The sequence below is a fragment of the Terrabacter sp. AAH1 genome (assembly GCF_054456855.1).
Genome location: NZ_JBTJJV010000006.1, coordinates 136,479 through 148,435 on the forward strand (window position 1 = coordinate 136,479; position 11,957 = coordinate 148,435).

10 protein-coding genes are annotated in these 11,957 nt (G+C 71.9%); 5 read left to right on the forward strand and 5 right to left on the reverse strand.

The window, feature by feature from the left end; all coding sequences use genetic code 11:
• The first annotated feature begins 66 nt into the window (after positions 1 to 66).
• The gene (locus tag ACXR8F_RS11895; RefSeq protein WP_458800680.1) at positions 67 to 1,455 is read left to right on the forward strand and encodes an MATE family efflux transporter; all 1,389 of its coding nucleotides are present in this window, start codon (positions 67 to 69) and stop codon (positions 1,453 to 1,455) included.
• A gap of 112 nt (positions 1,456 to 1,567) precedes the next feature.
• On the opposite strand, the gene ACXR8F_RS11900 is transcribed toward ACXR8F_RS11895, so the two are convergent.
• Complete coding sequence (locus tag ACXR8F_RS11900; RefSeq protein WP_458800681.1) at positions 1,568 to 2,638, reverse strand: Lrp/AsnC family transcriptional regulator; 1,071 nt, start codon at positions 2,636 to 2,638, stop codon at positions 1,568 to 1,570.
• A 118-nt stretch (positions 2,639 to 2,756) separates the two neighbouring features.
• Here ACXR8F_RS11900 and argE point away from each other — a divergent pair, with 118 nt between their 5' ends.
• The 4 genes from argE to ACXR8F_RS11920 all read left to right on the forward strand — a co-directional run bounded on the left by argE (position 2,757) and on the right by ACXR8F_RS11920 (position 8,293).
• Positions 2,757 to 3,980 (forward strand): acetylornithine deacetylase, encoded by a 1,224-nt coding sequence (argE, locus tag ACXR8F_RS11905; RefSeq protein WP_458800683.1) that lies wholly within the window; start codon positions 2,757 to 2,759, stop codon positions 3,978 to 3,980.
• A gap of 27 nt (positions 3,981 to 4,007) precedes the next feature.
• Positions 4,008 to 5,294, forward strand: a complete 1,287-nt coding sequence (locus tag ACXR8F_RS11910; protein WP_458800685.1) for an MFS transporter — start codon at positions 4,008 to 4,010, stop codon at positions 5,292 to 5,294.
• A 135-nt stretch (positions 5,295 to 5,429) separates the two neighbouring features.
• Complete coding sequence (locus tag ACXR8F_RS11915; protein ID WP_458800687.1) at positions 5,430 to 7,472, forward strand: thioredoxin domain-containing protein; 2,043 nt, start codon at positions 5,430 to 5,432, stop codon at positions 7,470 to 7,472.
• Positions 7,473 to 7,507: 35 nt separating this feature from the next.
• Positions 7,508 to 8,293 carry a response regulator transcription factor gene (locus ACXR8F_RS11920; RefSeq protein ID WP_045191739.1) on the forward strand — a complete coding sequence of 262 codons (786 nt, stop codon included), beginning with the start codon at positions 7,508 to 7,510 and terminating at the stop codon, positions 8,291 to 8,293.
• A 7-nt stretch (positions 8,294 to 8,300) separates the two neighbouring features.
• Here ACXR8F_RS11920 and ACXR8F_RS11925 read toward each other — a convergent pair whose 3' ends face one another.
• From ACXR8F_RS11925 to ACXR8F_RS11940, 4 genes are all read right to left on the reverse strand, one after another.
• Positions 8,301 to 8,732: a hypothetical protein gene (locus ACXR8F_RS11925; RefSeq protein ID WP_458800688.1), complete on the reverse strand. Its 432-nt coding sequence runs from the start codon at positions 8,730 to 8,732 to the stop codon at positions 8,301 to 8,303.
• Positions 8,733 to 9,164: 432 nt separating this feature from the next.
• A complete protein-coding gene (locus tag ACXR8F_RS11930; RefSeq protein WP_458800690.1) occupies positions 9,165 to 9,950 on the reverse strand; it encodes an FAD:protein FMN transferase in 786 nt (261 codons plus the stop codon).
• A gap of 32 nt (positions 9,951 to 9,982) precedes the next feature.
• Positions 9,983 to 10,579 (reverse strand): FMN-binding protein, encoded by a 597-nt coding sequence (locus tag ACXR8F_RS11935; protein ID WP_458800691.1) that lies wholly within the window; start codon positions 10,577 to 10,579, stop codon positions 9,983 to 9,985.
• Positions 10,580 to 10,604: 25 nt separating this feature from the next.
• Positions 10,605 to 11,894, reverse strand: a complete 1,290-nt coding sequence (locus ACXR8F_RS11940) for a ferredoxin reductase family protein (RefSeq protein ID WP_458800693.1) — start codon at positions 11,892 to 11,894, stop codon at positions 10,605 to 10,607.
• Positions 11,895 to 11,957: the final 63 nt, after the last annotated feature.

Here is an 11,957-nt window from a genome sequence, read left to right on the forward strand (position 1 = left end):
TTCGATTTCGACGTCGAAACTCTGTAACCTGAACCGGCTCCCCTTACGACGTCGAAAGGCACTCGCATGCCTCGCCTTGCCATGCCCACCTTCCGCGACCCGCGCCCGGCCACGCCGACGCCGGCTCGCGAGATCGCGCGCATCGCCGTGCCGGTGAGCATGGAGTTCGTCCTGATGCTGGTGCTCAACTTCGTCAACCAGATCGTCGTGGGCAGCCTCGGCGCGACGGCCATCGCGGCCGTCGGCTTCTCCAACAGCCTCACCTTCATCCTCGGCGTGACGCTCGGTGCCCTCGGCACCTCGGTCGCGATCCTCGTGGCGCGAGCCGTCGGCGCCCGCCGCTCCGAGACGCTCGACCACACCGTGACGGCTGCGGTCGTCGTGGCGCTCGCGCTCGGCGCCTTCGTGTCGCTCGTGCCGTGGCTCCTCGCGGACCACCTGCTCGGACTCGTCGGTGCATCTCCGTCGGTCGCCGCGGCCGGCACCGACTACTTCCGGCTCACCGTCCTGGCGACGCTGCCGGTGATGCTGAGCGCCATCCTGTCCGGCGTGCTGCGCTCGGCCGGACGGCCCACGAGCCCGATGATCGCGACGATGATCACCGTCGTCGCGAACTCCGTGATGGCGTACTCGCTCGTCACCGGCGTCGGCCCGCTCCCGGAGCTCGGCGTCGCCGGCGCGGGGTGGGCCACCCTCGTCACCGCCGTCGTCAAGAGCCTGATCCTCGCCTGGATGGTGTTCGGACCGCGGCGCACCGTGGGCTGGAGCATGCCCGACACCCGGGCGCAGTGGAGGGCCGTCATCGTCCCGCTCTTCGTGCTGGCCCTCCCCCTCGGCGTCACCGAGCTCTTCTGGACCGTCGGCACGTTCCTCTACAACGTCGTCTTCCAGCAGCTCGGCGACGAGGCGCTGGCAGCGGCCCAGATCGTCACCACGCTCGAAGGCATCTTCGTCGTCGGCAGCATCGGGCTGATGGCTGCCACCACGACGCTCGTGGGCCGCTCGGTCGGCAGTGGCGACATCGAGGCCGCCGTCGCCTGGGTGCGTCGCGTGAAGCGAGCGGGGGTGGGCACGGCCGCCGCGTTCGGGCTGCTCTTCGGCGTGTCCGTGCTGCTCCTCGAGCCGCTGTTCGGCGAGGCCGGGCCCGACGTCCGGCTCATGGCCGGCGTGGGCATCCTGCTCAACGCCGCGTTCCAGGTCGTCAAGGTGCGCAACATGATCGTGGGGGCCGGCGTGCTGCCGAGCGGCAACGACGTGCGCGGCGTCATCCTCGGCGACGTCGTCGGCGCCTTCGCCGTCGGGCTGCCGCTGGCGGTGCTCCTCGGCCTCCACACGCCGCTCGGCTACGTCGGGATCTTCGCTGCGCGCATCGTCGAGGAGTTCGCGAAGCTCGCCATCTTCAGCTATCGCGCCAAGCGCATCCGCTGGGAGTCGCTCGTCGCGCAGGCCGCCTGAGCTCTCGCCGGGGTCGCCCCGGTCGCCGGGGTGGCCCCGGTCGCCCCGGTCGCCGGGGTCGCTGCGGTCGCTGCGGTCGGCGAGGAGGGGGCGGCGCGGCCGGCTCGTCGCCTCACTCCCCCGGCATCCCCGCCGGGTCGGCCCAGATGTCCATCGGCACGGCCCGCACGCTGCGCCCGTCCGCCCCGAGCTCGCGGCCCATTCGCTTGATCGACCGGAGCACCATCGACCGGTCGAGGATCGACATGCGGGGCACCTCCGCAGCGAGCCGTGCCTCGACGAGTGACAGCTCGTGCAGCGAGTGCGTGGTGAGGGCGAGCATGAGGTTCGGCCGGCCGCCCGAGATGCGCCAGCACACGCGGATGCCGGGCAGGCGGCGCAGCGCCATGGCGACGCTGTCGACGTCGCCGGCGTCGGCGTAGGCCCACAGCCAGCTGATGACCGGCCAGCCCGAGTCCGGCAGGGCCATGTCGCACCGGAGGACGACCCGCCCGTTGCCGACCAGCGCGCCGAGCCGCCGGCGGACCGTGCTCTCGCTCAAGCCGGTCCGCGCCGCGATGGTCGTCACCGGCATACGGCCGTCCTCACCCAGCAACAGCGTCACCTGCCGGTCGACCGCGTCGAACGGACGTGAGAGGTCGGCCTGCTCCGACGTCAGCCCGTCGACCCGAGGGTGCGGACCCCTGCCCATCACCGCGCGCTGCCGGGCGTCGAGGACGTGCAGCTGCCAGTGGTCACCCATGGAGTAGACCTTCGTCACCGCGTGGCTGCTCGTCGCGACGATGCCGGGGATGGAGCCGAGCGAGTCGAGCAGGAACCGGGACAGGAAGGCGAGGTCGCGCACCTCCACGAGGACCGTCAACGAGCGGGGACCGCTGGTGTGCTCGACGCTGAGGACCTGCGGCAGCTCGGTGATGCGCGCGGCGATGGCCAGGGTCTCCGAGGCCGCGCAGCTCAGCTCGACGACCGCGAGGCACGACTCCGGCAGGCCCTGCCCGGCGGCCCGGCCCGAGACCCAGGCGATCCCCTCGGACGACAGGCGCTGCCAGCGGCGCGCGACCGTCACGGGATCGACGTCGAGCGCCTCGCCCACCAGGGTCCACGAGGCTCGTGGGCTCAGCTGGAGGCAGTTGACGACGGCCAGGTCGAGCTCGTCGACCGCTCTGGCGGAATCCTGCGTCATCTCAGCACGTGACGCGTGATCCTGCGCTCGAGCGGCACCCTTCGGCATGCCTGCCATCCTCGCCCTACTGCCGCCAACCGACAAATGCCCCGAGAAACCTGACCCCGGAGCCCCACACATGCCCCCCGAGACCGAGACACCCACCGCCTCACCCGACGAGGACGCCCTGACCCGGACGCCCAGCCTGGGCTGGATCACGCGGCTGCTGCGCATCGACACGACCAGCCGCGACAGCAACCTCGAGCTCATCGACCTGCTCGCCGCGGAGATCCGCGCGCACGGCGTCGAGCCCGTCCTCATCCCGAACGACGAGGGCACCAAGGCCAACCTGCTCGCGACCTTCCCCGCGGCCGACGGCACCACGACCGGTGGCATCGTGCTCTCCGGGCACACCGACGTCGTGCCGGTCGACGGGCAGGACTGGGCCAGCGAGCCGTTCGTCCCGGAGGTGCGCGACGGGCGCCTGTACGGCCGTGGCACGTGCGACATGAAGGGCTTCGTCGGGGCGGTCGCCGCGAAGGTGCCTCAGCTGGCCGGCACCCCGCTGCGCGAACCGGTGCACCTGGCCTTCTCCTACGACGAGGAGGTCGGCTGTGTCGGCGCCGTCTCCCTCGTCGACGAGATCGTGCGGCGTGGCCTCGAGCCCCGGGCGTGCATCGTCGGCGAGCCGACCAGCATGCGGGTCATCCGCGGCCACAAGGCCTTGACGATGGTCCGAGTCACCCTGCACGGGGTCGCGGCGCACTCCTCCCGCACCCCGCACGGCGTCAACGCGATCGAGTACGCCGCGCTCTTCGTCCGCTTCGTGCGGCAGGTCGCGGACGAGTTCCGCACGGCAGGCCCGTTCGACGAGTACTACGACGTGCCCTTCACCACCGCGACGGTCAACCAGGTCGAGGGCGGCATCGCCGTCAACACGGTCCCTGCGGAGTGCACGCTCACGTTCGAGTTCCGCGCCATCGCCGCCGTCGACGTCGACGCCACGGTCACCAGGTTCCGCGAGGAGGCCGCTCGCATCGAGGCCCTGATGCAGGAGGAGCACCCGGATGCGCGGGTCGAGGTGTCGATCGGCGCGCAGGCCCCCGGCCTCGAGACCGACGAGGACGCCGACGTCATCGCGCTGGTCGAGCGGCTCGGCGCGGACCCGTCGCTCGAGAAGGTCGCCTACGGCACCGAGGCCGGCCTCTTCCAGCGGGCCGGCATCCCGACGGTCGTCTGCGGTCCCGGGGACATCGCCCAGGCCCACGCGCCGGACGAGTTCGTCGAGCTCGACCAGCTCGACCGCTGCGACTCCCTCCTCGACAACCTCCTCGACCACGTTCGCGCCGACCTGCGCGGCTGACATCCCCGTCCGGACCCAAGGAGCACCATGACCGTCCTCACCCACACCCCGTCGGACGTGACGCCCGAGCGCCTCGCCCAGGCGCGCAAGGCCGTCATCAGCAGCTCGATCGGCGCCGCCCTCGAGTGGTTCGACATCATCGTCTACGCGTCGTTCGCCATCGTCATCGCGGAGAACTTCTTCCCCGAGGGCGACAACACGCTCGGCCTGATCCTCACGTTCGCCACGTTCGCCATCTCGTACCTCGTCCGGCCCCTCGGCGGCATGCTGATCGGCGGCTACGGCGACCGGCACGGGCGCAAGAAGGCGCTGACCCTCACCCTCCTGCTCATGATGGTCGGCACGCTGCTGATGGCGGCGGCCCCGACCTACTCGGCGGTCGGCGCGTGGGCGGGCGTCATCATCCTCGTCTCGCGCCTCGTCCAGGGCTTCTCCGCGGGCGGCGAGTTCGGCTCGGCCACGACGTTCCTCGTCGAGACCGCGCCGCACCGCAAGGCGTACTACGCCTCGTGGCAGGTGGCGGCCCAGGGCATCTCGATGTTCCTCGCGTCGGCGTTCGGCTACGTGCTTTTCAACCAGCTCTCGAAGCAGGACCTGTACTCGTGGGGCTGGCGCATCCCGTTCATCCTCGGGTGCCTCATCGGCCCAGTCGGTCTCTACATCCGGGCTCGCCTGTCGGAGACGAAGGAGTTCGCCGAGAGCACTGCCCACGAGACACCGATCCGGGCGACCCTGACGGAGCACATCGGACGCGTTCTCACCGGGTCGGCGTGTGTCGGCGTGGCGACGATCTCGGTCTACCTCATCCTCTTCATGCCCACGTATGCGGTGAAGAACCTCGGGGTGCCGGCGAGCGCCGCCTACCTCGGAGGTGTCGTGGCGGGCGTCGTCACCATGGTCGGGGTCCCGCTGGTGGGTCGACTTGCGGACCGCGTCGGGCCGGCCAAGGTGATGTTCTGGGCCGCGATCGGGGCGCTCGTGCTCGCGTGGCCGCTGTTCGCGGTGGTCATCGCCTCGCCGACCGTGCCGGTTCTGATCGTCGCCATCGGTGTCCTCGGGGTCATCATGGCCTTCTACTTCGGGCCGCTCCCCGCGCTGCTGACGGTCCTGTTCCCCCGGGACGTGCGGGCCACCGGCGTCTCCGTCGCCTACAACGTCGGCGTCACCGTGATGGGTGGGATCGCCCCGCTCGTGCTCACCTGGCTCATCGGTCTGACCGGCTCGCTCAGCGCGCCGAGCTTCTACTACATGGCGGTCGCCGTGATCTCCCTGCTCGGGCTGGGCATCGCGAGGCGCCGGTACGCCGTCGCCTGACCGGTGGCGACCCGGCCGTACCGCGGACGGAGCGGAGCCCTTCGCAGGGGCTTCGCTCCGTCCTGCCGCCCGCGCAAACGTCCGCGCAACCGTCCGCGCAACCGTCCGCGGCGCGGCCTCACCTAGCGTGGGGTCATGACCAACCGCCTCGCCGACGCGACGAGCCCCTACCTGCTGCAGCACCGCGACAACCCGGTCCACTGGCAGGAGTGGGGACCGAATGCCTTCGCGGAGGCGCGTGAGCGCAACGTGCCGATCCTGCTCTCGGTCGGCTACGCGGCGTGCCACTGGTGCCACGTCATGGCGCACGAGTCGTTCGAGGACGAGACCGTCGCAGCCGCGCTCAACGAGCGCTTCGTGTCCGTCAAGGTCGACCGTGAGGAGCGTCCCGACATCGACGCCGCCTACATGTCGGCCGTCACGGCGACGACGGGTCAGGGCGGCTGGCCGATGACCGTCTTCCTGACACCCGAGGGCGAGCCGTTCTTCTGCGGCACGTACTTTCCCCGCGACCACTTCCTGCGCGTGCTGGCGGCGCTCGACGAGGCGTGGCGCACCCGTGAGGCCGAGGTGCGGGCGTCGGGGACGCACATCGCGACGACGCTCGCGGGTGCACTCGCACCACCGACGCCGTATGCCGTCGAGCCGCAAGCGCTCTCCAGCGCGGTCCAGCTGCTGGCCCGCCAGTTCGACGTGGCCTCAGGCGGATTCGGTGGGGCGCCGAAGTTCCCTCCGTCGATGGTGCTCGAGTTCCTCGTGCGCCACCACGCCCGCACCGGCGACGCCGACGCGCTGTCGATGGCCTCGCGGACGTTCCGGGCGATGGCGCGCAGCGGCATGTACGACCAGCTCGCAGGGGGCTTCGCCAGGTATGCCGTCGACGCGGGATGGGTGGTGCCGCACTTCGAGAAGATGCTCTACGACAACGCCCTGCTGCTGCGCGCGTACACCTCGTGGTGGAAGGTCACCCGAGACCCCTTGGCAGCGAGGATCGTCCGCGAGACGGCCGACTTCGTCATCCGCGACCTGGGCACCGACACCGGCGGCTTCGCCTCGTCGTTGGACGCCGATGCCGACGGGGTCGAGGGGCTGACCTACGCCTGGACGCCCGCTCAGCTGCGTGACGTGCTGGGCGATGACGCCGATGCCGCCGCCGAGCTCTTCGTGGTCACTCCCGCCGGGACCTTCGAGCACGGGTCCTCGACGCTGCAGCTGCCCGTGGACGCAACGGACGCCGAGTGGTTCGACGACGTCAGGGCACGGCTGCTCGCGTCGCGCTCGACGCGCCCGCAACCCGGGCGCGACGACAAGGTCGTGACGTCGTGGAACGGACTGGCCGTCGCGGCGCTGGCCGGGGCCGGCGCCGTCTTCGACGTGCCCGCCTGGGTCGCGGCCGCCCGGGCCTGTGCCGACCACGTGCTCGAGGTGCACCTCGTGGACGGCGGGCTGCGGCGTGCCTCGCGGTCCGGCGTCGTCGGCGGCGCCCGAGCCGTCGCGGACGACCACGGGAACCTCGCCGAGGGCCTCCTCGTGCTCCACCAGGTCACCGGGGAGGTGCGCTGGCTCGACGCGGCCCGCGGAGTGCTCGACGCCGCGGCGGGTTTCGCCGCCGACGACGGCGGTTTCCACGACACGGCCGACAGCGCCGAAACCCTCTACCTGCGTCCGCGGAGCGCCGCCGACAACGCCGAGCCGGCGGGCCAGTCGGCCCTGGCCGGCGCGCTGGTCACGCTCGGTGGCGTGACCGGCGACCCCCGCGCGCTCGAGGCGGGAGCGCGGGCCACGGCCGCAGGCCTGGGGCTCGCCGTGCGCGAGCCGAGGTTCGGTGGGTGGAGTCTCGCCGTCGCGGAGGCACTCGTGGCGGGGCCGCTCCAGGTGGCCGTCGTCGGGGCCGGCGCCCGTGCCGACGCCCTGGAACAGGTGGCGCGGCGGTCACCGAGTCCGGGACTCGTCGTCGTCCGGGGTGAGCCCGACCAGCCCGGCGCTCCGCTCCTCGCCGACCGCCCCCTCGTGGACGGAGGCGCTGCGGCCTACGTGTGCCGGGGCATGGTCTGCGACCTGCCCGTCACGGAGACCGCGGCACTGGAGGAGCGGCTCGGGTCCACGTCCGCGCAGAGGTCCGACGGCCGTTCTGGCGCAACCGAACCGGCCGACGAACCGCCGGGCCGCGACAACTGACGGGTCAAACGCCCACATTCTGCAACAATCACGCCATGACGGGCTCTGAACGCACTGCGGTCGTGGTCGAGGACGACGACGACATCCGCGAGCTCATCACGCACAGCCTGACGATGCAGGGCTTCGAGGTCGCGGCCGCCGCCTCCGGCCAAGCGGGCCTCGACCTCGTGATGGCCAACGACCCCGACCTCGTGACCCTCGATCTCGGGCTCCCCGACCTCGACGGCATCGAGGTCTGCCGCCGCGTGCGCGACGTCAGCCAGGCGTACGTCGTCATGATCAGTGCCCGCACCGACGAGATCGACCGGCTCATGGGTCTGGAGATCGGCGCCGACGACTACCTCACCAAGCCGTTCAGCCCGCGCGAGCTCCAGGCGCGCGTCAACGCGATGTTCCGGCGGCCCCGGGCCGTCCGCGCCACGGCCGACGTGCCTGCGGCCGGCACCAACGGCAGCCCACCCGCGCCCACGCCCGCCGCCACCCCCTCGGGCGGCGAGTCGGACGCCACGACGATCAGGCACGGCCGCATCGCCGTCGACGCCGAGGGCCGCGTTGTCACGGTCGACGGCAAGGAGGCCGACCTGACGCGCACCGAGTTCGACCTGCTGGCAACACTGCTCAGCGCACCACGTCGGGTGTGGTCACGGGCGGTGCTGCTCGACGGCCTGTGGGGTCCGGGATGGTCGGAGGAGCACCTCGTCGAGGTCCACGTCGGCAACCTCCGTCGCAAGCTGACCAAGCTCGGTCCGGCCGGCGGACGGGCTCCGATCCGCACCGTCCGGGGCGTCGGCTACCGCATGGAGGAGCCCGACGCCTTCTGACGTCCCGTCAGGGTGTCCGGCGCAGGGCGTCGGGCTGGGCGACGGACGCCGTCGCATCGAGGTGTGACTGCAGGGCCGCTCCCGCCTCGGGGGCGATCCCGGCCATCGAGGCACCCAGGTCGCTCGCCAGCTCGCGGTCTCCACGACGAACCGCGTCGATGACGCACAGCACCGCGGACTCGAGTCGGACGAGGCCCACCGTTGCGGAGGACACGCGGAGGCTGAGGAGTACGTCCATCGCTGCGATGTCGTCGCGACGTGCAAGGGCGGTCGCTGCCCTCGAGAGCCGTCCCTCGAGCATCCGGAGGTAGGTGCGGGCGATGGAGCGCGCCAGGTCCGAGCTCTCGAGCTCGCCTGCGAGGCGCGTCAGGGCTGCGGGGTCCAGCTGCTGCGTCGCGAGCGCGGGGCAGGCCCGACCCACGACGACGTCAGCTGCCATGCCGGTCTCCCGGGAGGCGCGCCGCGCAGCCGACCGCGGCGGGCCGGCCTCCCGCCGGACGGCGCGCCCCGCTCGGCACGACTCCCCCCGCCCACGTCCTCGAGGTGGCCCGCCGACCGGGGTGGGCGCCACGGGCACGCGCCGTCGTCGCAGGGTCGACGTCGGCGATGTCCGTCATGGCGCTCCTTCCCCCGATCGGCGGGCCCTCGCCCGAAGGTCTCGTGTCAGCGTCCGCTACCCGTCGGACCGGCTGATGCTTCGACTGTGACGAGCAAAGCGCAAGGGGCGTCCGCCGCTCCACGCAGGGTTTCCGCAAGAACGACGCAAGGCCGCCCGGGTTGGGGCGGCCTTGCGGAGTTTGTCCTTGCGGCACCGGGCTGCCGTCGTCTCGGCGGCGCGGTTCGACGTCGCGGTGGAGCGACGCGGTTCGTCTCAGAGCGCGGTCGACAGGTAGTCCGTGGCACTCGTCGCGAAGGCCTCCCTGGTGGCCTGCGACCCCACGAACAGGGCGGTGGCCCAGATGTCAGCCCACAGCAGCGTCGGGCCCGTGACCGTCACCGAGCCGGCACGCCCGACGGGCTCGCCCCTCACGGGGTCGTAGAGGTGGGCGCCGCGCGCTGCCGTCCCGGAGGTCGCAACGGCACCCCGCGCCAACGTGGGGGTGCTGGCGATGCGCTGGCGGTCGCGTGGATCTTCGATGCCGACCCGCCACTGGATCGCCTGCGGTCCCGAGACCGGCAGGTCCTCGTGCGCGCCCACGAGCAGGTCGCCGCCGGCATTGATGCAGAACGAGACTCCGCGGAGCTGCCGTAGCGGCGTCGAGGCGCGGTCGACCGCCCACCCCTTGACCAGCCCGGTCGGGTCGAAGGCGAGGTCTCCCTCCCCGGTGGGCAGGAGCGTCGTGAAGGCGCCCTTCGTCAGCGCCTCGGCCTGCTGCCCGATCCGCAGCGACTCCTCGACGAGGGGACTGCACTGCTCCAGCTGCACCTGCCCACGGCGCAGCCGCACCAGGTCGGAGTCGTCGCGGTACGTCGAGAAGACCGAGTCCATCTCGCGGACGATCTCGAAGGCCTGCTCCACCGCTCGGGCCGCCGCGGGCGTGTCGACGCCGGCGCCCCGCAGGTGGATGCTCACGGGCATGCCCATCACCTGCTCGACCCAGGCCCGTCGCGGCAGGGCCGGCGGGTTGTCCGGCTGGCCGGCCACGGGTCCGTTCATCCTGCGCTCCCTCGTCCGTGTCTGCACGGCGGTCAGATGTTCGCTCGGTCGATGGCCGACTGGAGCGACTGGGTGTAGCCCTCCCACGTCACCGTGGCACCAGAGACGACGTCGATGGCGGCCGACTGGGCCTGGACCGTCTCCTCGTTGTAGACGGGGACGGCGCGGGAGTTGATCATCTGGTCGTGCCGGTCCTCCCACGGCACCTGCAGCACCTCGGCGGCGGTGATCTTTCCGCCGGCGACGGTGATCTTCACCTGGACGTTGCCGAAGCGGGTCATCACGGCGTCGCCCTCGACCGTGGTCGAGCCGGAGCCGGACGACGACCCCGAGCCGGAGGAGCCCGACCCCGACGACCCCGTCGAACCCGTGGTGCCCGAGGCCGCGCCCGTGTCGGACGTGTCGTCCGCGGTCCCGGCGTCGGCGGCGGGCTCCTGGCCGGACGAGTCGCCGGAGGAGGCCGAGGACGACCCCGAGGAGGACCCGCTGCTCTCCGACGTCTTGCTCGTGGTGGTGACCTGTCGGCCCTCGGCCGCCACGACTGCGGTCGAGGAGCGGGACGTGCTGTAGCTGAAGAGCAGCACGAGCACGGTGATGGTGCTCATGGCCCAGAGGACGATGCGGCGCATGGGGGTCTCGTTTCGTGGTTCGGGGTCAGTAGCTGAAGCGCTCGTGGTGGACGGCTTCGCGCGGCACGCCGGCCTCGTGGGCAGCGGCGATGACGGCCTCCATCCAGGTGGGGTTGCCGCAGACGTAGACGTCGCGTTCGGCGATGTCGGGGACGATCCGCAGCAAGGCCTCGGCGTCGCCGAGGTGGGCCGCGTCGGCGGGCAGCCAGCTCGCTCGGTCGCGCACACGGTGGCCCACGACGGCCACGACGCGACCGCCCTTGGACCGGGCGAGGTCGAGCAGCTCGTCGCCCAGGACGATGTCCGACTGACTGCCGACGCGGTAGATGACGACGACCCCGTCGGGTGACGGCGGCAGCTCCTCGAGGATGGCCCGCAGCGGGGTGATCCCGATGCCGGCGCCGATGAGGACGGTCCTGGGGCTGGTGCGCACACCGGTGTGGAGCCGGCCGTAGGGGCCCTCGACGAGGACCTGCGTGCCGGGACGGAGCGTCGCGAGGCGCTCGCTGGAGGAGCCGACCCGTTCGGCGGTGATGCGCAGCGAACGTCCGTCGGGAGCGGCAGAGAGCGAGTACGGGTTCGCTCGGGTCCAGCCGGGGCCGTCGAGGAAGCGCCACTGGAAGAACTGGCCGGCACGGGCGGGCAGCCGGTCGAGGTGGCGTCCGGTCACCACGACCGAGGTGACGGTCGGCGACTCGGCGACGACCTGCGAGACCACGAGCCGGTGACGGCGGGAGCGCACGATCGGCAGGACGACGCGGAAGGTGACCACGGAGACGAGCGCGGCGGCATACAGCCCCCACCAGAAGACCGTGGCTGCGGGCGAGGACCTGAAGTCCTCCCCGGTCCAGAGCTGGTGCGGCAGCGCCAGCCCGGCGCCGAGGTAGGCGTAGAGGTGGAGCAGGTGCCACGACTCGTAGCGCAGGCGCGCCCGGGCCTTCTTGACCGAGGTGACGACCACCATCACGAGGGCGATCGAGCCGGCGAGCGCCAGGAGCATGCCCGGCGAGTGCAGCACCTCGTCGACGAAGGTCCCGATGACGCCGAGGTCGGTGCCCGCGTTGTAGCCCAGGATCGTGAGCACGATGTGCGCGAGCATCAGGTTGAACGAGGTGAAGCCGACGAGGCGGTGCACCCGGGCGAGCTCGTCCTGGCCCCAGGCCTGCTCGACGAAGGGGATGCGGGCCATGAGCAGCACCTGCAGGAGCATGAGCACCGAGGCGAGCAGCCCGCTCAGCCGGCCGAGGTTCGTCAGCATCTCCCCGGCAGACCCGAACGCCGTGAGCCCTCCCCCGGCAACCCAGAGCGCTACCACGAAAAGCGTTGCGCCCCAAGCGAATACGACGGACACATCTCGCCACCAACGTGGCGTGGGCGC